This is a genomic window from Ligilactobacillus ubinensis, from assembly GCF_024160875.1.
GTDB lineage: Bacteria > Bacillota > Bacilli > Lactobacillales > Lactobacillaceae > Ligilactobacillus > Ligilactobacillus ubinensis.
Genome location: NZ_JAIULA010000032.1, coordinates 1 through 22,489, shown reverse-complemented (window position 1 = coordinate 22,489; position 22,489 = coordinate 1). Strand labels below are relative to the sequence as shown.

At 31.3% G+C, this 22,489-nt stretch carries 26 protein-coding genes, 1 riboswitch and 1 other annotated feature; of the genes, 21 read left to right on the top strand and 5 right to left on the bottom strand.

Features of this window, described 5'->3' with window-relative positions; translation table 11 throughout:
- Positions 1-132 precede the first annotated feature (132 nt).
- From LB941_RS11655 to LB941_RS11640, 4 genes are all read left to right on the top strand, one after another.
- Positions 133-1,305: an MFS transporter gene (locus LB941_RS11655; RefSeq protein ID WP_253362150.1), complete on the top strand. Its 1,173-nt coding sequence runs from the start codon at positions 133-135 to the stop codon at positions 1,303-1,305.
- A 40-nt stretch (positions 1,306-1,345) separates the two neighbouring features.
- On the top strand, positions 1,346-1,804 hold the full coding sequence (locus LB941_RS11650) for a GNAT family N-acetyltransferase (protein ID WP_253362149.1): 459 nt from the start codon (positions 1,346-1,348) through the stop codon (positions 1,802-1,804).
- 126 nt (positions 1,805-1,930) lie between these two features.
- Positions 1,931-2,166, top strand: a binding site (T-box leader).
- Positions 2,167-2,217: 51 nt separating this feature from the next.
- The gene (locus tag LB941_RS11645; RefSeq protein ID WP_253362148.1) at positions 2,218-3,351 is read left to right on the top strand and encodes a vitamin B12 independent methionine synthase; all 1,134 of its coding nucleotides are present in this window, start codon (positions 2,218-2,220) and stop codon (positions 3,349-3,351) included.
- 31 nt (positions 3,352-3,382) lie between these two features.
- Positions 3,383-3,901: a GNAT family N-acetyltransferase gene (locus tag LB941_RS11640; protein WP_253362147.1), complete on the top strand. Its 519-nt coding sequence runs from the start codon at positions 3,383-3,385 to the stop codon at positions 3,899-3,901.
- A gap of 83 nt (positions 3,902-3,984) precedes the next feature.
- On the opposite strand, the gene LB941_RS11635 is transcribed toward LB941_RS11640, so the two are convergent.
- A complete protein-coding gene (locus LB941_RS11635; RefSeq protein WP_253362146.1) occupies positions 3,985-5,418 on the bottom strand; it encodes an APC family permease in 1,434 nt (477 codons plus the stop codon).
- A gap of 259 nt (positions 5,419-5,677) precedes the next feature.
- On the opposite strand from LB941_RS11635, the gene LB941_RS11630 reads away from it, so the two are divergent.
- The 6 genes from LB941_RS11630 to LB941_RS11605 all read left to right on the top strand — a co-directional run bounded on the left by LB941_RS11630 (position 5,678) and on the right by LB941_RS11605 (position 10,645).
- Positions 5,678-7,051 carry an aspartate aminotransferase family protein gene (locus LB941_RS11630; RefSeq protein ID WP_253362145.1) on the top strand — a complete coding sequence of 458 codons (1,374 nt, stop codon included), beginning with the start codon at positions 5,678-5,680 and terminating at the stop codon, positions 7,049-7,051.
- A 140-nt stretch (positions 7,052-7,191) separates the two neighbouring features.
- Positions 7,192-7,656 (top strand): GNAT family N-acetyltransferase, encoded by a 465-nt coding sequence (locus LB941_RS11625; protein WP_253362152.1) that lies wholly within the window; start codon positions 7,192-7,194, stop codon positions 7,654-7,656.
- A 29-nt stretch (positions 7,657-7,685) separates the two neighbouring features.
- A complete protein-coding gene (locus LB941_RS11620; protein ID WP_253362144.1) occupies positions 7,686-8,129 on the top strand; it encodes a GNAT family N-acetyltransferase in 444 nt (147 codons plus the stop codon).
- Between the two features lie 35 nt (positions 8,130-8,164).
- Complete coding sequence (locus tag LB941_RS11615; protein WP_253362143.1) at positions 8,165-8,935, top strand: aminoglycoside adenylyltransferase domain-containing protein; 771 nt, start codon at positions 8,165-8,167, stop codon at positions 8,933-8,935.
- Positions 8,936-9,006: 71 nt separating this feature from the next.
- A complete protein-coding gene (locus LB941_RS11610) occupies positions 9,007-9,822 on the top strand; it encodes an alpha/beta fold hydrolase (RefSeq protein ID WP_253362142.1) in 816 nt (271 codons plus the stop codon).
- 190 nt (positions 9,823-10,012) lie between these two features.
- Positions 10,013-10,645 carry a GNAT family N-acetyltransferase gene (locus LB941_RS11605; RefSeq protein WP_253362141.1) on the top strand — a complete coding sequence of 211 codons (633 nt, stop codon included), beginning with the start codon at positions 10,013-10,015 and terminating at the stop codon, positions 10,643-10,645.
- A gap of 322 nt (positions 10,646-10,967) precedes the next feature.
- Here LB941_RS11605 and LB941_RS11600 read toward each other — a convergent pair whose 3' ends face one another.
- On the bottom strand, positions 10,968-11,531 hold the full coding sequence (locus LB941_RS11600; RefSeq protein ID WP_253362140.1) for a cadmium resistance transporter: 564 nt from the start codon (positions 11,529-11,531) through the stop codon (positions 10,968-10,970).
- Positions 11,532-11,579: 48 nt separating this feature from the next.
- A complete protein-coding gene (locus LB941_RS11595; protein WP_253362139.1) occupies positions 11,580-11,918 on the bottom strand; it encodes an ArsR/SmtB family transcription factor in 339 nt (112 codons plus the stop codon).
- Between the two features lie 181 nt (positions 11,919-12,099).
- Positions 12,100-12,160, top strand: a riboswitch (Fluoride riboswitch).
- A gap of 65 nt (positions 12,161-12,225) precedes the next feature.
- On the opposite strand from LB941_RS11595, the gene eno reads away from it, so the two are divergent.
- The 5 genes from eno to LB941_RS11570 all read left to right on the top strand — a co-directional run bounded on the left by eno (position 12,226) and on the right by LB941_RS11570 (position 15,649).
- Positions 12,226-13,512, top strand: a complete 1,287-nt coding sequence (gene eno / locus LB941_RS11590; RefSeq protein WP_253362138.1) for a phosphopyruvate hydratase — start codon at positions 12,226-12,228, stop codon at positions 13,510-13,512.
- Positions 13,513-13,645: 133 nt separating this feature from the next.
- Positions 13,646-14,035: a fluoride efflux transporter FluC gene (locus tag LB941_RS11585; RefSeq protein ID WP_253362137.1), complete on the top strand. Its 390-nt coding sequence runs from the start codon at positions 13,646-13,648 to the stop codon at positions 14,033-14,035.
- Positions 14,036-14,037: 2 nt separating this feature from the next.
- Complete coding sequence (locus tag LB941_RS11580; RefSeq protein WP_253362136.1) at positions 14,038-14,391, top strand: fluoride efflux transporter FluC; 354 nt, start codon at positions 14,038-14,040, stop codon at positions 14,389-14,391.
- Positions 14,392-14,925: 534 nt separating this feature from the next.
- Positions 14,926-15,114, top strand: a complete 189-nt coding sequence (locus LB941_RS11575; protein ID WP_253362135.1) for a helix-turn-helix transcriptional regulator — start codon at positions 14,926-14,928, stop codon at positions 15,112-15,114.
- Position 15,115: 1 nt separating this feature from the next.
- Positions 15,116-15,649 (top strand): DUF3278 domain-containing protein, encoded by a 534-nt coding sequence (locus LB941_RS11570; RefSeq protein WP_253362134.1) that lies wholly within the window; start codon positions 15,116-15,118, stop codon positions 15,647-15,649.
- A 154-nt stretch (positions 15,650-15,803) separates the two neighbouring features.
- On the opposite strand, the gene LB941_RS11565 is transcribed toward LB941_RS11570, so the two are convergent.
- Positions 15,804-16,544 carry a class I SAM-dependent methyltransferase gene (locus tag LB941_RS11565; RefSeq protein ID WP_253362133.1) on the bottom strand — a complete coding sequence of 247 codons (741 nt, stop codon included), beginning with the start codon at positions 16,542-16,544 and terminating at the stop codon, positions 15,804-15,806.
- 232 nt (positions 16,545-16,776) lie between these two features.
- Between LB941_RS11565 and LB941_RS11560 the strand changes: the two genes are divergently transcribed.
- From LB941_RS11560 to LB941_RS11535, 6 genes are all read left to right on the top strand, one after another.
- Positions 16,777-17,184 (top strand): DUF4231 domain-containing protein, encoded by a 408-nt coding sequence (locus tag LB941_RS11560; RefSeq protein ID WP_253362131.1) that lies wholly within the window; start codon positions 16,777-16,779, stop codon positions 17,182-17,184.
- A gap of 66 nt (positions 17,185-17,250) precedes the next feature.
- Positions 17,251-17,508: a DUF3781 domain-containing protein gene (locus LB941_RS11555; protein WP_253362130.1), complete on the top strand. Its 258-nt coding sequence runs from the start codon at positions 17,251-17,253 to the stop codon at positions 17,506-17,508.
- A 37-nt stretch (positions 17,509-17,545) separates the two neighbouring features.
- Positions 17,546-17,950, top strand: a complete 405-nt coding sequence (locus LB941_RS11550; protein WP_341869241.1) for a VOC family protein — start codon at positions 17,546-17,548, stop codon at positions 17,948-17,950.
- A gap of 392 nt (positions 17,951-18,342) precedes the next feature.
- Positions 18,343-18,840 (top strand): PH domain-containing protein, encoded by a 498-nt coding sequence (locus LB941_RS11545; RefSeq protein ID WP_253362129.1) that lies wholly within the window; start codon positions 18,343-18,345, stop codon positions 18,838-18,840.
- Entirely contained in the window at positions 18,833-20,266 is a 1,434-nt protein-coding gene (locus LB941_RS11540) for a PH domain-containing protein (RefSeq protein WP_253362128.1), read from the top strand. The genes LB941_RS11545 and LB941_RS11540 overlap by 8 nt, the downstream gene beginning before the upstream one ends.
- 209 nt (positions 20,267-20,475) lie before the next feature.
- The gene (locus LB941_RS11535) at positions 20,476-20,982 is read left to right on the top strand and encodes an ATP-binding protein (protein ID WP_253362127.1); all 507 of its coding nucleotides are present in this window, start codon (positions 20,476-20,478) and stop codon (positions 20,980-20,982) included.
- Between the two features lie 14 nt (positions 20,983-20,996).
- On the opposite strand, the gene LB941_RS11530 is transcribed toward LB941_RS11535, so the two are convergent.
- The gene (locus LB941_RS11530) at positions 20,997-22,235 is read right to left on the bottom strand and encodes an MFS transporter (protein ID WP_253362126.1); all 1,239 of its coding nucleotides are present in this window, start codon (positions 22,233-22,235) and stop codon (positions 20,997-20,999) included.
- Positions 22,236-22,489: the final 254 nt, after the last annotated feature.

Sequence of the window (22,489 nt, the reverse complement as noted above, 5' to 3'; positions counted from 1 at the left end):
TAAAAATAAAGATCGCAATTACAAAAAGCAGCGAAACAGGCTCTCTAAAAATTTACCCACACAAAGTTGACACTATCAAAAGTATCTACTTTATTCTTTTTATGTTATCTTAAGATTATGATGAATAAAACAATGAAATACTTTCCGCTTATTTTCAGCCCATTTGCTTCACAATTAGGTTCAGCCATCTATATTTTAGGTCTCAATTGGTTACTTGTGCAAGCAACTGGAAATACAAAATTATTAGGTCTAATTGAAGGCTTAGGCGGGTTTGCTTTTCTTTTAGGCGATTTTTTGGTCGGAATATTAGTGGATCAATGTAACCGTAAAAAAGTATTAGTCTGGACAGATGTTTTTGCAACAGTTGTCTGTTTACTGGGTAGCATATTTATCAACAATGGGAAACCACAGATTTGGTTATTAATTGTTATTACATCTGTTTTAAATCTGATGCTTGCAATTAACTACCCAGCAGCTAAAGCAATAATTCCAGAAGTAATCGAAAAAGATTATTTACAAAGGTTTAATGCCATCTCAAATACTTTTTTTAATATGGCTAATATTATAGCGCCTATAATTGGTGGAGCACTGTTAGCTATAAAAAGTATTACTTTTAGTGAGTTTTTAATAGCCAATGCACTTTCGTATCTAGTCGCTTTTTTTATGAATTTGCTAATTCCATATAAATATAGTGCGCCCCTTAGAAAAAAAGAATCAATTATTTCTAGTACTATAATTGGTTTTAACTATGTTAGACATCATCCAAATTTATTGACATATATGTTAGCAATGGGTATTTTTAACTTTAATTATGCTGGCTTTTCATTAACTACTCCTTATATAGCCAATCATTTCTTTGCTGGAAACTCAGCAAGTTATAGCATGTTTTTAGTTATTTCAGCTATTGGTGGCTTATTGGGTGGTGTCTGGTTGATGCTACAAAAAAGTAAAATAAAGCCTGAAGTTATCTATATAGAACAGATTTTATACGGTTGTGTCCTTATTCTATGTGGTTGCTTTTTTTCGATAATTACTTGGATGATTATCGCTTTTATTTATGGTATATTCCAAGCCCGCTTTTTTGGAAGCATTATCACATTTATTCAGGATGAGACAAACGGAGCTTTTTTAGGCAGAGTTTTTGGATTAACTTTCTTATTCTTTGATGGTATTCAACCTATTGGTAGCTTTATATATGGCTTTTTTATTAGTACATGGCAACAAGAAACATATATAATATTAGGATTATGTTTGCTCATATTTTTTGTAGCCTTATTATACAAAAAAGCAAAGTTTAAGATTTAAATATTTTCTTGGATACAAAAAATTAATAGGTGAGGTACTTATGATGAAATTACAAGAAATGGATCTAACCGATTTTAAAAAATATTTATCAACAGCTGCACAAAACTATGCAAAAGAAAAAGTTTCTGTAGGTACATGGTTGCCAAAAGATGCATTAGAAAAAGCTCAAACAGAATTCAAAAGCTTATTACCTAATGGACTGAAGACACCTGAAAACTATTTTTTTAATATTATTAATGAACAAAAAAAGATTGGTTTTGTTTGGATAGCACGCTATCAAGATGCTGATAGTGCCTTTATCTACGACTTTGAAATTTATACTGCATTTCAAAATCAGGGATTAGGTACACAAGCAATGCAACTTATTTTCGTTAAAGTAAAAGAATTAGGTTTCAAGACTTTAAATCTGCATGTCTTTGGCAATAATGAACGTGCAGCCCATGTGTATAAAAAATGTGGTTTTTATATTACAGATATTTCAATGCAACGTGATTTATAGATATAAGTATATAACGTAAAATAGATTTTTAATCTGAGTTGATATTATCTATAAATCAACTTAATTAGATTATTATTAAATAAAAAGTTGACTTTTAATGATTAAAGCTATATTATAAACTCAATAATTAATGCAGTGAAGAAATGAGTAGATCATAATTGTTAGCACAGAGAACCGTTATTAGCTGAGAAAACGGGTAACATTGTAATTGAAGATGGTTTCTGAGCAATATATTTCGAGCAAATGTTAGAAATTTATGGGTGCGCCCATTAAAGCGCTAAGTATCAATAGGTACTTATTGAGTAAATCGATGTGAGTCGATTTAAAACTAAGGTGGTAACACGAAATTAGTCGTCCTTATTCTTGTAGCAGCAAGAATGAGGACTTTTTATATTGGAAAGGGGATTATTATAATGACAGAACAGAATCAAATAAAAGTAGGACCATTTCGTTATGATATTGTTGGTAGTTTTTTACGGACGCCAGAATTAAAAGATGCTTTAGCAAAAAAACGAACACATACAGTATCCGATGATGAGTTTTCTAAAATTCAAAAAACAGAAATCAAAAAACTAATTGACCAAGAAGTAGCACATGGGCTTCGCGATGTAACAGATGGCGAATTTAGTAGAAGCTGGTGGCATTTAGATTTCCTTTGGGGTTTAAAGGGTGTCAAACGTTATGATTATCAACATAGTTATAAGTTTCAAGGCGCCAAGACAAGAACAGATAATGCTGAATTAGATGGACATATCGCTTATAATCCGGAACATCCATTTTTTGATGCTTTTAAAACACTGAAAGAATCAACACCGGCCCAAATTACACCAAAACAAACTATTCCATCTCCTACAATGCTTTTTAGAGATAATCGCTCAGATAAATGGCCTGAATTTTATGAACAAAGAATTGATTATTTGCATGATTTAGCCAAAGCATATAATCAAACAATTCAACATTTTTATGATTTGGGTGCACGTTATGTCCAAATTGATGATACAACATGGGCTTTTCTGATTAACAAACTCAATGCTACAAAAAATGACCCTGAAGAGTATGCTAGATATGAAAAATTAGCTCAAGAAGCAGTTATTGTTATTAACGAAATGCTTACAGGATTACCAACAGATTTAACTGTTACAACCCATATTTGTCGTGGTAACTTCCGTTCAACTTTTCTTTTTGCTGGTGGCTATCAAGCTGTTGCAAAATATTTAGCACAATTAAATTATGATGGTTTCTTTTTAGAATATGATAATGAACGTTCAGGTGACTTTGCACCATTGAAAACTATTTTCAACAATCGCTTGGAAAAAAGAATTGTTTTAGGATTAATTACTTCGAAAGATGGTAAATTAGAGGATCGTGCCGACATAATAAACCGAATTCATGAAGCTAGTAAATATGTTCCGTTATCTAATTTAGCTATTTCCACTCAATGTGGCTTTGCTTCTACAGAAGAAGGCAACACTTTGACTGAAGAACAGCAATGGTCAAAAATCGATTTAGTTAAAAGCATTGCACAAGAAATTTGGTTAGAAGACTAATAACTATCTTGAAGGATCCAGTATAGCTCTTTTGATTAATGCAATACAAAAGAAGTGGGGTATTGTTACGTTTAACTTTCGGAGATTTAATAATGCAGATGCAAAAGAAGTTTCTGCATTAGTTGCCAAAACAATGAGAACTACTAATATTAAAGATTACTCAAAAACATATTTGGAAAATAGTCTAAAAAATTTAACAGCGGCTGCTTTTATTAAAAGAGCTAAATACTTTCATTGCTATGTTTTTTATGATACAAGTACAAAGAAACTAATTGCTGTTGGTTCAATTGGACCATATTTTGAGCAAAAAGATGAAAGTTGTTTATTTAATATTTTTGTTTTACCAAAATATCAAGGAAAAGGTATAGGTAAAAAACTTATTCATGTGTTAGAACAAGATGTATATTTCAAACGCGCAAAACGGATTGAGGTACCAGCTTCAATTACTGGTGTAAAATTTTATCAAAAAATGGGTTATTCTTTCAAAAATGGTGTAAGTACTCTTGATGATGAACAGCTTTATCGTCTTGAAAAATATAATATACAGTAAAAAACGCAGTCAAGTGAGTTCGATGCTTTTGTCCCGAACTCAACTGACTGTGTTTTATTAATTATATTTTTGAATCACTACTTCTATCTTTGAAAATCAGTATTTAGCAATTTTCTTTTTCTGATATCGTAGAAGATTAAAGAAATTATAATCCAGCCAACAAAAATAAATGGGAAGAATTTAGCGGGGCCTGAAGGTTCAGGATATATACTACCTATAATAGGTATCAATAATAATAGACCAGTAATTAAAGCCGATATAATATTCCCTATTTTTAATGATTTGTTTTTGAATAAGAAAACAGGAGCACTAATAGTTACTAATAAATAAGCAATTAAAAAGCCCCAAACCGCAATTGTTCCATACCAATCATATACGTTTTCAATAGATGCCAATAACGAAAATGAAACACCTAATACCGTAATCAAAGATCCTGCAAAGCCAATTGCATATGTGGGGGTCTTTTTCTTTTTGTTTATAAAAGCAAATTTATCAGATAAAAATCCTTCATCGCTCATCTTCATCATGATACGTGAACCAGCTGTTATCACACCCACACTACTAGACCAAAAACTTATAACTGCACCTAAAGTAATACAATATCCTAAAAAGGATACATGATTTTGACTAGCTAAAAAAGCTAAAGGTGCTGTTGATGTCCCTAATGAATTGCCAGTACCTGAAAATCCCATAATCATAATCAATGACATTATCACAAAGAATATCCCAACAACTAATGGACTTAGCATAATAACTCGAGGAATATTCTTCAGTGGCTTTTTAGCTTCCTTTCCCATAGAAGCAGCACCTTCAAAACCAACAAAACTAAAGAAGGCTAGACCAAGACCAGAAGCAATTCCACTGAATGAAACATTTGTAAAATCAACGTTATTTGGATTAATCGCAAAATGATGAGTAAATAAAAGAACAATCCCTAAGATAGAAATTATTGAAACAGATAAAAACTCCATAATCATCATGGTTTTGGTGGATACTTCAACCCCTTTTTGCGCCATAAACCATGCACTAAATGTACCGAGAGCCATTAAGAAGGGATATGATACAGAAATATGAAAATACGCCAATAAACTATGGGCATAAATCGCGAAGCCAGCCAAAACAGCAACTGCAGTAGTAATATATGCAAATAAAATACTTGCACCAGAGACAAAACCAACATGACCACCTAAACCATCAGTAACATATGTATAAATGCTGCCAGAAGTAGCGTAGCGACGTGAAAAAACATTAACTTGTTTAGCTAATAAGACACAAGCGACAGTTGCAATAATGTAAGATATCCATGTTCCATTTCCTGCAAGTGCAAAAACAACAGGAATAGTAATAGCTGGCGTTGCTGTTGGAGCGATACTAGCAACAGATTCACCTAATACTTCAAAAAAGGATAACGAATTTGCTTTTAATTCAGCGGAATTTTCTGTTGCTGAAATAGGGTGCTGGATAATTATTTTCTGAGCTGGTTCAATACTACTTGTAGTTGATATTTTTTCATGCATATGCAAAACTCCTTCTTCAATTGGCTTTATGTAACATTTTATAACAATAATTAAACGTATTATAGGTTCTTTCCAACCTTAATGCAACTTAATTTTTAATTAAATATAATTTAAAATGGTTATTTTTTAATAAACCGCTTGAATAAATATAAATTAGTGGTAGTATTTTAAACAATAATTAATCAACTCAACATTTTCATCGTTTGATTTGTTATAAAACGTAACATAATACATAAAGTAAAAGAAAGGTGTGCAATCTATGTTAAAAACTGATACTTTAAAAAATGCTCTCCCTAATGTAACTATGTCTCTTCCAGGACCTAAGGCCAAAAAAATTTTAGAAAAAAGAACGAAAAACGTTCCAGCTGCTGTCTTATGTAATTATCCCGTTGTTATTAAAAAGGGTAGTGGCGCTATGATAGAAGACGTAGATGGAAATAAATTTCTTGACTGGGTAGCTGGAGTTGGTGTTATGAATATCGGCTATGGCCAAGAAAGTATTATTAATGCTGTGAAGAAACAAGCCGATTCTTTTTTTCATGGGATGATTAATATCACAACTCATGAAAATTATGTTGATCTTGCAGAGAAGATTAACGCATTAGCTCCAGTAAAAGCGGATACTAAGAAAACAATGTTCGTTAATTCAGGTGCTGAAGCTGTTGAAAATGCAGTTAAGATTGCAAAATCTTTTACAGGACGAGGAGAAATAATTGTCTTTTCTGGAGCATTTCATGGCCGGACTGCCTTAACCTCAACCATGACAGCTAAGAAAACATATTCTTTCGGCATTGAACCCGCAATGGGAGGAATTCATCGTGCAGAATTTCCATATTTATATCGTGCTCCACGTGGTTACTCAAAAGAAGAAAGTATTCAATATTATCTTGAGAGGTTGCAATATGTTTTCGATCAAGGTGTCCCTGTTCAACAGGTTGCTGCAATAGTAATTGAACCTATTCAAGGTGAAGGTGGTTTTATTCCTGTTCCTTTTGAATATGTAGCCGCCTTGCGTAAACTTTGTGATGAAAATGGCATTCTATTAGTTGCAGATGAAGTTCAAACAGGATTTGCCCGTTCTGGAAAACTTTTTGTTTCAAATTACTGGAAGGAAGAAGGTTTTGCGCCAGACATTATTGCAATGGCTAAATCGATTGGTGCAGGACTACCTTTAGCTGCTGTAACGGCAGGCTCACATATTATGGATGGTGTACATCCTGGTATCATTGGTAGCACTTTTGGTGGAAATGCAATGGCATGTGCTGCCGGACTCCAAGTCCTTGATATTATTGAAAAACAAAATCTAACTGAACGCGCTAAAGTAATAGGAAAAATTGCTTTTGACGGTTTTACTGATATGCAATCTCGTTATGTAGAAATCGGTGATGTTCGTGGTATTGGAAGTATGCTTGGGGTTGAGTTTGTTAAAGATAAAGAAACTAAAGAGCCTTATCCAGAATTAGTTTCAAAAATAATCAAACATGCTGTTTCTCACGGTTTAATTATTGAGAACTCGGGTGTTCCAGACAATGTTATTCGCTTCTTAAGTCCATTAGTTGCGACAGAAGACCAAATTCATGCAGGACTTGATATTTTTGAAACTTCAATTAAAGAATCATTAGCAGAATTATAATTTTAATAAATAGTAGTGAGACAAAAGCAAAAATTAATTTGTTGAATTTTTGCTTTTTTTATATGAAAAATTAAAAAAATGGGAGATAGAATATTAGTATTTAAAGAGTTATACTTTATAAAAAAGAGAAGGTGTCTTCTATTTCAAAAATTTCAATTGAACCGCTTAATGACGTACCTGAAAATTTAGCATCCTTATTGTTAGAAGCTGATCCATCAAAAAAAATAGTTAATGGCTATTTAGCCAGAGCAGATAAATTTGTTGTAAATCTAAACGAACAACAAATAGGTATTATTTGTTTGATTGAAACGCGGCCTGAAACAATTGAAATTGTTAATATAGCTATTCTAAAAAAGCAACGCAATCAAGGAATTGGTGGACAATTACTTCAATTTGCAATAGATTGGGCTAAAAAACAAAAATATCATATTATTGAGATAGGTACTGGAAGCACAAGCTTTGCGCAATTATATTTATACCAAAAATATGGTTTTAGGCCTATCTATATAGATCGTGATTTTTTTATTAAGAATTACTCTCAAGAAATAATTGAAAATGGTCTTGTATTAAAAGATATGATTAGATTACGACAATATTTGGTCTAAACTTAACTGCTATCAAAGAGGAGACTTACATGATAAGAAATTTAGTGTTAACTGATAGTGTAGTGATTCAAAAACTTAATCATGAAGAACTAGGTTATGACTATCCAATTAATAAAACAAATACTAATATCAAAAAATTACTATCTGATCCAAAACATCATTTTATCTTAGTCTTTGAAGATGAAAATACACACCAAGTTGTTGGCTATGTACACGCACAACTATATGAAGAAACCTATTCAGATACTTTGTTTAATATTTTAGCACTCGCAGTCAATAATTCATTTCAGCATAAGGGAATTGGAAAAAAATTAATGTTAGCCATCGAAGAAAAGGCTAAAGAATTAAATATAACGGCAATAAGACTAAACTCCGGTGAAGAACGGACTGCAGCGTACAGATTCTATGAAAAAATCGGCTACACATGTAATAAAAAACAAAAGCGTTTTTCTAAGCAGCTTATAATTCCGTGATTATGCTACTGTGAATATTTAAAAAAGGAGCAAATATGGCGGATACACCGAAATTATTAAATCGCCTTAAAACAAAATATGCAAGAATTTTACAAGATAACTTAGTTGGCATATATTTACATGGGTCGCTTGTTTTAAATTCATACAATGAAAATGTTAGTGACTTAGATTATCTTGTTATTGTAAAAAAGCCCCTAACTTTTAGCGTAAAAAAGGAAATTATGCAGGTAACTGTTCAGAATCTATGGCCACTTGCTCCAGCTAAGGGATTAGAATTTCATATTTTGTTATTAGACAGTGTTACAACTTATCAGAATCCTATTTCTTTTGAACTTCACTTTTCTAAAATGCACCTTTCAAGTTATCTTAATAATCCAGATAAATATATTAAAAAGATGCACGGACCAGATCCTGATATAATAGCCCATCTTATGATTGTTTGGAAAGCGGGAAAGACATTAGTTGGTCCTCCAATCAGTGACGTTTTTGTTCCAATTTCTGAAACTGCATATTGGAATAGTATTTTATTTGATATCTCAGATGCAAAAGAAACTATTCAAACTAATCCTATGTATATGATTCTGAACCTATGTCGAGCACTTGCATATAAAAAAGAAAAAATTATTATTTCAAAACTAGCAGGTGGAAAGTGGATGCTTAAAAATCATCCAGAAAAATACGGTGCATTAATAAAAACAGCGTTAAAAGAATATACCTCAAAACAAGTTTCCGATTACACATTAGCTTATCAAAATTTTCCTTTAATTGAATTTGCAGAATCTATATTAATCCAATTATATCAATAGATATTAATAATATGGTATATTAACTATAATAAATATATCATAACCAGAAAACCATGAATTGAGGAGATATAATGTACCAAATAATTGATAATGTTTCAATTCATTATGAGATAAAAGGAACGGGCGAACCTATCGTTTTTTTGCATGGTCTGTGCCTAGATTTAAACTTTATGAAAATAAACTATGATTCTAACTTTAAATACGATAGATATCAAAGAATTTATATTGATATTCCCGGGATGGGAGAAAGCCAATCATTTTTTGAGCCACAACCATCTAGTGATTTTCTAATAAAGCTACTATTAAGGCTACTTGACACTTTAGAAATAGACACTTTCTATCTTTGTGGTCATTCTTATGGAGGATATTTGAGCCTTGGAATTGCGCATTTATGTCCAGACAGAATAAAAGGGCTGTTTTTAACTTGTCCGGTTATAACTGCAAATTCAAACAATAGGATTGTTGAACAGCATCTAAATATATTAAAGGACAACTTTAAGTTACCACAGACTAAAGAGGCTGTTGATTTTTCAAAAATGAACGTTATTATTAGTGAAAAAGCATGGCAAAAATATTTAACTGAGATATTGATTGGAATTAAAAAATGTAATTTTAGTTTTATAAAAAAACTACAATGCAGTAATTACAAATATTATCAATTTCAAGAAGAAACAGGATTAAAAACTTGGCAATCAGAAATACCTCTTTTTTTACTTTTAAGTAGGCATGACCATATTGTTGGTTATAAAGAACAAGTTAAAATGGCAAGAAACTTCAAAAAATGCAATCTATTAATATTAGAAAATGCTGGGCATAACTTACCACTTGATCAACCTGAAATGTTTAGTAGTTGTGTAAAATATTTTTTCAACAATAAGAGTAATTAAAATATTTTATTGAAAATCCGACGTTAGTTTTGATAAACTACAGTTATTAATGTTTTTACCTAAACATCTATCTAATTATGATACATTTTATAAATTACTGTCCATTACTGGACAATGATGTTAAATTTGGAGATACTTCTTTCTATAAAAGTTAGTTATACTAAATTTATGGAAAGGATGAGAGAAGTAGATGATCTTATATCGTAAAGCAGAAATTTCAGAATTAGATAAAGTAGCTACTATTTGTTCGCAAGCTTATTTGAATTATCCTTTATTCAATATCTTGAGTGACGAATTTAAATCTAGACAACAGTTTAAAAACTTTTTGTACACCTTACAAAGAATCTATGCTAAAGGCTTCATTAAAAGACAGCTATGCCTTGTTGGAACAATTGATAACGAAATTGTTTCTATTGGAATGTTGCAAAAGCCGAAACAAAAAGATATATCTATTGTAGAGTACATTCTAAATGGTGGTCTCAAGCTTCTTCAACATATCAAGCTAACTACAATGGTCTCATTTTTAAATGTGGTAGATAAGACTGAAATGGCTTGTAACAATGTTAGTCAAGAAAATTGGTATCTAGCTAATTTAGTTGTAAACGAAAAATTTCAAGGTCAACATTTAGGAAGTGAAATGTTGCATCAATGTGTAATTCCATTTGTTAGAGAAAGTGGAGGAAAGTATATAACTTTCAACACGAATACCGAAGAGAATAGTCGATTTTACAAAAAAAATCAATTTGTTGAGTTTGATAAACGAACAATTAATTGGCATAATCTCAAGCTTGAAAATTGGAGTTTTATGATGGATTTACAGTGATTAAAAACATTTTACGTAATGTGAGCTTGACGGCATTAAACAAGAAATAGACAATAATTATTTTATATCCAAAAACTCTAGTAATACTAATCAAGCAAAAAAGTAGGATAAAAAGGAGTTAATTAGAGTTAACTAGAGCACCTTAACGTCCGTCATAAATTATCTGGCAAACAAGTTGCTCTTTGACACACATTTGGCACTAACAGAGATAAAAGAGTCCGAGAACTGAAACATCCTAAAGTTAAGTGATTTCCACTTTAATTCTAGGATACTTCAAATTCTCGGGCTTTTTTCTAGCTACACTTTTATTTAAAAAATATTTCTAAATTAAGGCTATTAAATGTTTAATTAAACCACTATCCCAAAAAACATAAAAGCCGATTACAATATAACAAAACTTCATCAATTTCTCGCCATATTTTTCCATAACGTTTGAAACAATACTCAACTCAGATATTAATTTAATTAACATAACAACCAAAACTGTAAGCAGACCTATAAAGACAACGGTCAGCAAGAAATTTTCGAGATTTTCGCCAACTAGAACTGGTAAAAAAATTGATAAATTACAGCCAGCACAAACAGATAAATATGTTACCAAAACACTGACGACTTGCGACTTATTATTTTTTACGCCACTTTCTTCATCATTATCATTAAAGGCTAAATAAATCGGAAGAACACCTAATGTCCCTAAGATCCATTCTGGTAAAAAAATTGTTAGAACTTGACCTACAAAATAACTTAATGTCAGTAGAATTATTGTGCCAATTAAATAGCCCAATATAACTTTGACGGTAGTATATTTTTTTAGTAGAAAAAGAAGCATAAAGAAGAAATCCAAATTTACACTGATAAAAGTTAATGTTAAAATCCAATAATTCATTAATAAAACCTTCCCCATAATTAATTAAAATTTTTATAATATTTCACACTATTTACCATGCGGTTTACCGCGAAGGACATGGTCAGCATGTTCAATTGTTTCAGTTACGATATCAAGGATATGTGGATCATCTAAGCGATAAAACATAGCTTTACCAACTCTTTTATTGTTAACTAATTGAAACTTACGTAAAATCGCTAAATGATGTGAAACTACAGATTGTTCTAAATTCAATAATTCTCCAATAGCACTGACGCTTAATTCCTGTTGTTCTAAAATATAGAGCATCTGCAAACGAGCTGGATTACTTAATAATTTTAGTATTTGCTCGGCTTCTTTTAAATGTCTTTTTTCAATTAAAGAAATATTATCCCCCAAGTTATTCATATATAACCCCCCTTACATATGTTAATCAATTCATATGTACATACTAACATATGTTTTTAAAAAAAGCGACGCTATTTCATCATAAACGGTTATTTAATGGGCTATATGATAAATAAAAAGAGATATATAATATAGAATAATCTTCTATTGACATTTGGTTATACACATGGCATACTTTAATCGTAATAAACGTGATGGTGTTCGCGTATAACTATCGAAAGATTGATGACACCTACCTTCATTTTAAGGGGGGTAGGTGTCTTTTTAATTCCTCCAAATGAAGAATAAATTCAAGGAGGAAATGTATATGTCAATTTATATTGATAAAGTAAAAGCACGTGAAATTTTTGATTCTAGAGGTAATCCAACTGTTGAAGTAGACGTTATTCTAAATAATGGTATTTTAGGTCGTGCAGAAGTACCTTCAGGAGCATCTACTGGCGAAAAGGAAGCCGTTGAACTACGAGATAATGAAACGAGGTTAAACGGTAAGGGGGTTCATCAAGCTGTTTTAAATGTCAATGATAAAATCAATCCTGCGTTACATGGCATGACACCGTTTAACCAAGCACATATTGATAAAACGATGATTAAATTGGATGGAACACCTAACAAGGAAAAACTTGGGGCTAATGCAATTTTAGGCGTTTCTATGGCGGTTGCACGAGCAGCAGCTATAGCCACTAATCAACCTCTTTATCGTTATTTAGGTGGAACAGATCTTGAACTTCCACAAACATTTCATAATGTTATCAATGGTGGAGAGCATGCTGATAATGGAATAGATATTCAAGAGTTTATGATTACTCCTGTTGAACGGATTAATTTTAGAGACGGCTTCGAAAAAATAGTCAATACTTATCATACTTTGAAAAAAGTTATCGAAAAAAGAGGCTATACAACCGGGCTAGGTGATGAAGGTGGCTTTGCACCGGACTTAAAGTCATCAGAAGATGCATTATCAATGTTACATGATGCAATAGTTACTGCTGGCTATACTCCAGGCAAAGAAATTGCAATTGCCTTTGATGCTGCAGCATCATATTTCTATAATAAAGATACTAAGAAATATAATTTCGAGGGGAAAACATATACGCCAGATGAATTGGGTCAATATTATGCCCATTTATTACAAGAATTTCCTGAAATCATTTCCATCGAGGATCCATACAGTGAGGACGATTGGGATAACTTTATTACATTCACTAAAAAATACGGTAAACAAATTCAAATTGTTGCAGATGATCCTGTTTGCACAAATCCAAGATTGATAAAGAAAGCTATCAAAGAAGGAATGGCAAATTCAATTTTAATCAAATTAAATCAAATTGGAACAGTAACAGAAACTCTAGAAGCAATTAGGCTGGCTAGAAAAAATGGTTATACAACAATGATTTCTCATCGTTCAGGTGAAACTGGAGATACTTTTGTTGCTGATTTTACAGTTGCAACTAATTCAGCAGAATTAAAGTCAGGTGCACCTGCACGTTCTGAACGTGTGGAAAAATACAACCAATTGTTGCGTATTGAGGAAGAATTGGGGGAAGATGGAACACGAATTGCTCATTTTCCAAATGATGTAGATTTTGATTAATACAATTAACGATCCGTTAATATAGTTGTTTGCTAAGACTTAGGACAATTTTTTATCCTAAGTTTTTTATATTTAAAATATTATTAGAAACACGCTTTAAACTGAAAATTTTTATAGAAAAGGAAAAACAAAGATGAGAGAAAGATGGATAAATGCTTTAAGTGTATTATTTTTTGGCTTTTTAGGAGGGATGTTACGCTATTTATTTACAATTACATTTGATTTTAATGGAACAATCATGGTTAATCTAATAGGGTGTTTTTTATTGGCATTTTTAACATATTTTTTCATATCTTTTAAAAGCTTTGCACAATGGTTAACCATTGGCTTAGGTACCGGTTTTGTTGGTTCATTTACAACATTTTCGAGCTTTAATCTTGATATGTTTAAATTAGTTCTACTTAATGAATCTGGATACTTACTCTTTTATCTTCTAATAAGCATTTTGGGAGGATTACTTCTTGCAGCCATAGGCTCAATCGTCGGATTTCATTTAGGAAACAAACTACAAGGAGAAGAATAATATTGATATATTTAGTTGGGATAGGTGCAGCACTTGGTTCATTATTTAGGTATGAATTTACTGTTGCAATCAAAAAAAGATTTATTTATAATTGGCCACTAGCAACTTTCATAATTAATTTAGTTGGTTCTTTTTTGTTAGGTCTGTTATTTGGAGTTGATTTACCAGCAAATTATTATCTTTTTTTAGGAACTGGTATTCTAGGTGGGTTTACAACTTTTTCAACTCTGAATACTGAAATAATAGGACTATTTAATAATAAAAAAATTCGGATAGGGATCATATATATGTTCTTAAGTTATTTAAGCGGCTTTTTTTTACTTGCTATTGGTTATTTTCTAGGTCATATGATGTAAAATCAAAAATGAGCTATTTAGTATGTTTTGGTAGTTTATTATAAGATGATTTATGTATAATATAATTCTCCAATAACTGGCAATAGTAGTGTCAGTTTAACAGCATCAGCATCATAAAAAGTAGGGCAACAGATATTTAACTAGAAAACAAATGGATATTTCTAGATTACGATATTAAGCACAATTAATTGCATTTGGGTACACATTTTGGCACTAAGTAATAAAAAAACTGTGACTTTTTAAAGCACTTCATACTCATTAGACAAAAAATCTAATGAGTATGAAGTACTTTTTTATGACTAAATAATAATAGCTTTAAAAAGAGTTGTATCAGCATATTTGAATAGTAGCCTCAGTGCTTCGAAAATAGCTGCTAAATATAATTTACCTGAGAGGTCAAGTGGAAAATTTAAACAGCTTATATAAAATACTTTTTATTTTTTGCCATATATAATTGACAAAAAAGTATCTTTTAACTATACTAGCTATGTAATATATATATTGCGCGATAAGTTTGAAGTGAGGTGATTTGTCTTGAATAAAGTAAAATCTTATAGATTGAACCAAGGTCTTACACAAACACAACTTGCATATAAAGTTAATGTAGCCAGGCAAACAATCAGTCTCATTGAGAATGACAAGTATAATCCTTCTTTGAATTTATGTAAACAAATTGCTAAGGTGCTACATACAGATTTGAATAGTTTATTTGGAGGTAATTAATATGTATAGGCCTAATAAATTAATGTTAAAAATAATAAAACTCTTTTATGGTGTAGAGGGTGTTTTGGACGAATATAAGTTACAACAAATTGATCGTATAGGGAATAATGCTTTCTTAATTTTGTTTTCATATACCATTGTATCTAACTTGTTTGTTTCTTTTGTTAGTTTAAATGATTCTCAAATGACATTATCAATTTTCATTTTAGTTAATATTTTATTTTCTCTTGTTGTTGTAGTTGGCTATATTGCAATAGCAATGAAGCGATTAAATTTGAATAATCAAGAAGTTATTGCGGAAAATTATTCTCAAAAATTAAATAGGATCAAAAGAAGAGCTCTTAGACGAGGGGCTATGATGACTATTTATTTTTGGTGTGTAGAGAGGTTCTTAGATTGGTATTTTTACCATATTCCTTATATCATCGGAATTTTATCTTTTCGAGGGTATTTAAAAGCTTTAATTGCTGGTAGTATACTAGGAGTATTCATGTATATCTATTGGCGATCACAATTAAAAAAGATTTCTGATTAAAGGAATCAATATTTTGGGGCATAAAAAATAAACAGCAGAAAAAATAGTTAATAATTTTTTCTTGCTGTTTTTGATTATCCATGAGAATAAATCACAAGGTCTAGTTGTATAGATGAAAAAGGTTTTAGCGTATAACTCAATAAGAAATCCGGATTTAAATTTTTTGAGCAACAACCCTAATTCGCTGATAGTCCGCTTGCCAATAATCTTTTTTCCAAAGTTTGTCTTTTAAAGTGCTCTCTAAATGATTCAGTATCTGTTCGGGATTATCTATTTCTTCCAAATCAGCCGCAAAGAATTGTTTAACCCAATTTCGTAGACCAGAATGACCGTTTTTTAAGGGAGTAGGACGAGAATAATCATATGCTTCAATAATCTTAAACTGATGTTTCTTCAAAAGCGTCACATATTCCGAAACACTTGGAAAGTAAAATGGTGACTGATATTGCTTATCTAATTGCTGTAACTCTGCATCAAAAGCCGTACTTATAGTAGCAATGTTTCCCTTAGCTCCAAATTCACAAACTAAAAAACCATCTTTTTTCAATACAGTATGTATTTTTTCAATTAATTCTTCTTGATTAGTAATCCAGTGAAAAACAGCATTTGAAAATACAGTATCAAATGTTTCAGGTTCAAATGCTAATTTTAAAATATCACCCTGAATAAAATTTATGTTTGGGAAATTAGTTTTTGCTTTATCTATCATATTCTTTGACTGATCAACGCCTGTAACATCGTAATTCTTTGCTGAAATCTGTGCCGTTAATTCTCCTGTACCACAGCCAACATCAAGAATCTTATTTGGCTGAGAAGGTAGATAATCTAATAACGCTTCTCCATATTTAAATACAAAGTCATGCTTGCTATCATAGTCCTCTGCATTCCAATCCATCCTATCACCTCAAATTATTAGTGTAGTCTAATATTAAACTCACATTAAATTAATTTCAATACAAAAATATTGTCGTTTATAAATATTAGTGTAAGCTTAGAATAGTTGCTTTATCAAATATCTATTTTGGCGATATCACCCACAATCTTTTAATTCTAATAAAAAACGGGATTTCTATAATTGATTGTAAGCGAATCAAACATAGTGAACTGTTAAAATTTGAGGGGGAAATATGAATAATCAAAACATTGAAGAATATCTAAAAAAAGTAATTTTGAAACTAACTAAGAAAGTAAAACTATATAGTATCTGTATACATTCTGCAAACATTATTAAGTTGATACTATCAGCAGCTATTCCTATAATAATTAGCTTATCGGAAAAAAATGTCAATTTACTGTTGCTTGTTTCGATACTTTCGGCATTAATCACTATCATTCAAGGAACAACTTCCGTTTTAGGCTTAGAAGATAAGCGGCATAGGTTACTAACTATTATTATGCAATTAAGCAAAGAAAGCTTTTTATATAACACACAAACAGATCCTTATAATAAGAATGAAAAAGAAAACTACCACCTTTTGATAAAAAATATCGAAAATGGCTTGGAAGAAGTCATAGCTGATCAAAATGGCAACTAAAGAAGTTAATCGACATAATTTCAACGTATAGAAATAATGTTTATAAAGCAGGGAGACCAGGGGACTATGCAAGACTTAATTCAAAATATTCTTAAGCATCTTTGTTATACAGAACTAGTATATCTTAGAATAAATAAAAAATTACAGCGTAACTTATCTGTTAGTGAAATTGAAAATTTAATAAGGAAAGCTATTCTAGCAACTACCAAAATTGAACATATTGGAAAAAACTACTATCTGTATGACTATACTGATAGTATCAGAATCACTATTAATGCAAATACTTTTCGCATTATCACTGTAGATAGCTTGAAGCATTGTTAGTAATGTTAATTAAATATATGAAAGAGGCGAAACTATTTTGACAACAAACGGAATGATTCATCATATTGAACTATATGTCAGTGATTTGACTGCCTCAAAAAAATTTTGGGAATGGCTGTTAGTTAAGCATTTAGGTTATACCGTCTATCAAACTTGGTTACAAGGTATAAGTTATCGAAAAGATGCACAAAGCTACATTGTTCTTGTTCAAGTTAGTCAGGATAAAATAACGCCATCCTATAATAGAACGCACGTTGGTCTAAATCATATAGCTTTTTCTATTTCTGATAAACAAAGCCTTTTACAAATAAAATCTGAGGTACATAATCTAAATTATAAAGAATTATATGAAAATCGTTACCCATATGCTGGTGGTAAAAAACACTATGCACTTTATGTAGAAGACCCAGATAGAATCAAAGTAGAACTAGTATTAGATTAATTAAAATACGATAATTACAAATACTACTATCACCAAGATAACCACAATCTTTAGTAAACTAATAATCTTGATATTGCTGTATCAACAATCAAACCTACATACTAAATGGAGAATTATTTGGATCGTATTCTATTGCCATCATGAGTATGTATGACTGTGTATATTAGGTACAATAAATTTTGTAAATACCCAAATAATAATGGTTAGAGATGAGAAGCAACATCTCAAAGTGATTAAATTGAAAAAGAATGTTCTTATCGCTAAATTGATTAATAATCAAATAATTATTATACTTGAAATGTCAACTAAGTTAAAAAAATAAACTTATTTGCTCATAATTAGATATACTTAAAAAATCGAATAATATAATTTGGAAAAAGGAAGGATTTAAAATGAAAAGAGATGACTATCCACTGCTTGCTAAAAGTTTACCATCTAGAATTAAGGCAATTTGGCTTGTAGATGAAATATTAGGTTTTATTGTTTTAACGACTATCATTTTGGTAGCTTGGATTTTGAGCACGTATTTTTTTCACCTCAGCTGGCTAAATTTAATAGGAATAATTTTATTAGGATTAGTGCTAATCGCTTTAATTCTAGGAGTTTTGCTGATTCCCTATCGTTTTAAATTCAGTCGTTATGAAATTAACGAAACGGAGATTGCCATTCAAAAGGGCTTTATTTTCCGTGAAACAACTTTTGTTCCAATTGTTCGGATTCAGCACGTTGAGATTGAACAAGGACCACTTTTGCGTTGGCAAAAATTAGCTGCTTTGAAAATCCATACAGCTGCTACAACCCATGAATTAGCTGGATTGCGTTTAACTGAGGCAAATGACTTACGCCAGAAAATTATCAATTTGTTGCGGGTGGTGAATGAAGATGTCTAGCTTTTATCGTCTCCATCCTTTGATGATTTTGCAGCAATCTTTTATAACCGCAAAAAAACAGGCTACCATTTATTTTTTAACGGTTACACTATTTTTAGTACATAAATATTTTTACGCGATTTTGCTATTTTGTGGCGTAACGTTCTGGTGTTTGGGCAATGCATTTTATCAGTGGCTATTTTTTAAGTACCGGTTTGAACAAGATCAATTGGTAATTAAAAAGGGCTTGTTCATCAAAAAACAATTAATTGTACCTTATAATCGTATTCAGTCACTTCAACGCCAAGTATGGTTTGTGTTTAAGCCACTTGGTATCATAAGTTTGATTATTGAAACTGCCGGAACAACGGCTGAAAATGTTAAATTATTAGCAGTGAAAGAAATAGTTTATGACCACTTGACAGCATTACGACAAGGTGAAAGAGACCAAACTTTAGCGACTAAGCCGCACCCTTTTGGTCCGCAATTTGAAGTTACAACGCGCGATATATGGCGGTTTTCTCTAACTGATCAAAGTGTTTTTATGATGTTAATCGCTTGGGTATTCTTTTTTGATTCGTTAAAAGGTTGGCTGCCAAAAAAGTTGTTGGAAAGTCGCTTAGAGATATTAATTTTAAGTGGTTTTATCAGCCTGCTGTTTGGTGTGCTACTTTTAGTTGGATTAGTTATTTTAGCAACTTTATTTAAAAACTATGTCTGCTACTACCATTTCAAAGTCTGGCGTCAAAATGATGATTTATTTATAGAACGGGGGCTATTTACTCGTAGTACTTTAACGATTCCACTGCACCGAATCCAAGCAATTCAAATTAAGCAGAACTTTTTTCGAGTTTGGTTAAAATTAGCCAGTGTAGAACTGATTTTAGCAGCTGGTAAAGGTAATGAAAATGACGATACAGTTGATGATGATACTTTTTACCTTTTACCTATCATTGCTCAGCCACAAGTTTTAGCGACTCTGCAGCACTTATTGCCGGAATGGCACCTAACAGAAGCTAAATTGGAGAACTTAAATCAAGGTCCACGGTGGTTATTTTTACGCTTTTCTTTTTTGTTTGCTGCAGTTATGTTCATTACAGGTTTTTGGCTAAATTTATATTTAGGTATAGCAGCTGCAGTTTTGGGTCTGCTGTTAATCTGGCGCACTTGGTGGAGTAGTTATCATCAGGCTGCTGGAATGATTGGAAATCAATTGCTTTATTTAAAAAAAGTTAGTGGTTTTAACTTGAAAACGTTGATTACACCACAAAACAAAGTTCAATGTCAGAAGATTCGGACAACTTGGTGGTTAAAGACTAAACAGCTAGGACATTTTAGTTGGCAAATTAAAAAAGGACTGGGAATGGAGAAAGTTCAGTTGAAATATCTCAGTTTAGAAGATTGCAAAGCTTTACGAAAGCTAGCAACCATAATCGGTTACAGATAGAATATTTGAGGCCGATTGTGGTCGCTTTTTTCTTAATTAGGAGGACAGGCAAAAAAGTTGTTAGTTTTTTTACTAGCTGATTGCCGGAGTTTAAATGTAAGGCTACCAACTTTATAAGTTAACTTAAAACAGGAGATTAATTAAAGTAACGATCTTTTCTCACGACTTAATTAGCAAACTTAAGAGCACACAGAAGGGAGCAATCATTTTTGAAAAATTTAATTTTTATTGGCGGACCAATGGGTATTGGTAAAACTACTATTGGAAAATATTTAGTAGAACATTCTTTAGACAATGCTGCTTTTTTAGATGGAGATTGGTGTTGGTATTTAAATCCATTTGTTGTAAATGATGAAAATAAACAAATGGTTCAAAAAAATATTTGTTTTCTTTTAAATTCTTTTATAAAAAATAGTAAAATAGAGAACATTGTTTTTGTTTGGGTAATGCATCAACAAGAAATAATTGATGAACTATTAGCTAAATTAGATGGTAGTTTTAATTTTTACTCTTTCTCGCTGATATCTTCTAGAAAAGAGTTAGCAAAGCGCTTTTTGAGTGATGTAAATAGCGGAATCCGGGAAAAAGAAAATTTAGAAAATGCTCTTTCACGAATAAAACTCTATAACAATATAAACTCAATTAAGATTGATGTGACGGGGTTAACTGTAGAACAAACAGCAAATAAACTTAAATCTTACTTATCAAATGAATAATTGGCTTGGAAAAATTATTCATTTTTTACTAACCATTGTTTTAGCAAATGCTTGTGTTCTAGAACTATTGGAAGCATTAGTACTCCCGCTAATATTCCACATCCGGGAAATCCCCATAGTCCTGATGTCACATCCATTAAACTTCCAACAAATAGACTTCCAATAGGGGTTGTACCTTGATTCAAAAGAACATAAACACTCATTATTCTTCCACGAAGTTCATTTGGAACAGAGTATTGAAAGGCTGCATTTGATTGATTAAGAAATATCATGTTGCAAAAGCCCACCAAACTCATCATCAATAATGCTAAACCATATGTGTGAACAAACAACATTAACGTTTGACTTAAAATAGATCCTATTATTATGACAAGATACAATCTTTGGTTTTTACCGTTTTTAGCTAAGTAACTCATGATAAAAGCTGCAATAAGTGAGCCTACACCAACAGCTGATAGTAAGTTAGCAAATGTTTGCGCTCCCGCATGCAAAACTGTTTTAGCATAAACTGGAATAATAACATTATTATTAAAATTTAGTGTACATATAACCAACATTATTTCAGCGCTTAGACGGATAGCAGGTTCTTTGGTTATATATTTAACTCCAACTTGAATTTCTCTGAAAATATTTTTATGGTTTGCAGGTGCGACTGCTGGAAGATTATCTATGAAAAATAAACCAAGTAAAACAGCACTATAGCTACAAGCATCAATTAAGAAACAAAAGACGATACTGAAATTTGCCATTAAGACCCCAGCAATTGATGGTCCAATAATTTTAGCTAAATTAAAAACTGAAGAATTTAAAGAAATTCCATTTAATAAATTCTTTGGACCAACTAATTCAAAAACAAATGCCTGCCTAGTTGGTGTATCAAAACTTTGAAGAATCCCATAGCCAATAGCAATTAGCAGAATTTCCCAATATTTAATTAAATTAAAAAAAACTAGTGATGTCATAATTAAACCAAGAATCAAAAAACCGCTTTGAGTAAGTAATAAAATTTTTTTCTTAGGAAATCGGTCAATTATTGTGCCAGCAAATAAAGTTAACAATAAAATAGGAATAAACTGGCATGCACTTAAAATCCCAACTAAAAGTGCAGAATTAGTCATTTTATAGACTAACCAAGTTTGAGCTGTTCTTTGTACCCAAGTGCCAATAACCGAGATACATTGGCCTAGCCAAAAGTTTCTAAAATTTCGTGATTGCAAAGATGAAAAAGTGTTTGATAAAAAATTAGGGAACATCTACTATGCCTCGATTCAATAAGTACTGATAGTATTAATTATAAACCTGTCTTAAATAGCATTGAATTCCAATATTAAATTTAATAAATAATTTAGCATTGCTACTATAATTGATGACCATCTACCAGCTTTTAACAAATACCAGTTAGATAGATGTTAAAAAGTTAAGACAAAAGGCGAGGCTGTGACATAACTAGTCTCTACACAAATAAATAGGGCGAGAAACCGAATTTGGGTTTCTCGCTCTATTTGCT

Excerpts from the sequence above, each read along its gene's own strand:
- LB941_RS11530 (WP_253362126.1), bottom strand. The coding sequence starts at position 22,235 with ATGTTCCCTAATTTTTTATCAAACACTTTTTCATCTTTGCAATCACGA.
- LB941_RS11655 (WP_253362150.1), top strand. The coding sequence starts at position 133 with ATGAAATACTTTCCGCTTATTTTCAGCCCATTTGCTTCACAATTAGGT.
- LB941_RS11570 (WP_253362134.1), top strand. The coding sequence starts at position 15,116 with ATGTATAGGCCTAATAAATTAATGTTAAAAATAATAAAACTCTTTTAT.
- LB941_RS11610 (WP_253362142.1), top strand. The coding sequence starts at position 9,007 with ATGTACCAAATAATTGATAATGTTTCAATTCATTATGAGATAAAAGGA.
- LB941_RS11605 (WP_253362141.1), top strand. The coding sequence starts at position 10,013 with ATGATCTTATATCGTAAAGCAGAAATTTCAGAATTAGATAAAGTAGCT.
- LB941_RS11540 (WP_253362128.1), top strand. The coding sequence starts at position 18,833 with ATGTCTAGCTTTTATCGTCTCCATCCTTTGATGATTTTGCAGCAATCT.
- eno (WP_253362138.1), top strand. The coding sequence starts at position 12,226 with ATGTCAATTTATATTGATAAAGTAAAAGCACGTGAAATTTTTGATTCT.
- LB941_RS11635 (WP_253362146.1), bottom strand. The coding sequence starts at position 5,418 with ATGCATGAAAAAATATCAACTACAAGTAGTATTGAACCAGCTCAGAAA.
- LB941_RS11600 (WP_253362140.1), bottom strand. The coding sequence starts at position 11,531 with ATGAATTATTGGATTTTAACATTAACTTTTATCAGTGTAAATTTGGAT.
- LB941_RS11585 (WP_253362137.1), top strand. The coding sequence starts at position 13,646 with ATGAGAGAAAGATGGATAAATGCTTTAAGTGTATTATTTTTTGGCTTT.
- LB941_RS11545 (WP_253362129.1), top strand. The coding sequence starts at position 18,343 with ATGAAAAGAGATGACTATCCACTGCTTGCTAAAAGTTTACCATCTAGA.
- LB941_RS11555 (WP_253362130.1), top strand. The coding sequence starts at position 17,251 with ATGCAAGACTTAATTCAAAATATTCTTAAGCATCTTTGTTATACAGAA.
- LB941_RS11560 (WP_253362131.1), top strand. The coding sequence starts at position 16,777 with ATGAATAATCAAAACATTGAAGAATATCTAAAAAAAGTAATTTTGAAA.
- LB941_RS11565 (WP_253362133.1), bottom strand. The coding sequence starts at position 16,544 with ATGGATTGGAATGCAGAGGACTATGATAGCAAGCATGACTTTGTATTT.
- LB941_RS11595 (WP_253362139.1), bottom strand. The coding sequence starts at position 11,918 with ATGAATAACTTGGGGGATAATATTTCTTTAATTGAAAAAAGACATTTA.
- LB941_RS11620 (WP_253362144.1), top strand. The coding sequence starts at position 7,686 with ATGATAAGAAATTTAGTGTTAACTGATAGTGTAGTGATTCAAAAACTT.
- LB941_RS11630 (WP_253362145.1), top strand. The coding sequence starts at position 5,678 with ATGTTAAAAACTGATACTTTAAAAAATGCTCTCCCTAATGTAACTATG.
- LB941_RS11615 (WP_253362143.1), top strand. The coding sequence starts at position 8,165 with ATGGCGGATACACCGAAATTATTAAATCGCCTTAAAACAAAATATGCA.
- LB941_RS11650 (WP_253362149.1), top strand. The coding sequence starts at position 1,346 with ATGATGAAATTACAAGAAATGGATCTAACCGATTTTAAAAAATATTTA.
- LB941_RS11645 (WP_253362148.1), top strand. The coding sequence starts at position 2,218 with ATGACAGAACAGAATCAAATAAAAGTAGGACCATTTCGTTATGATATT.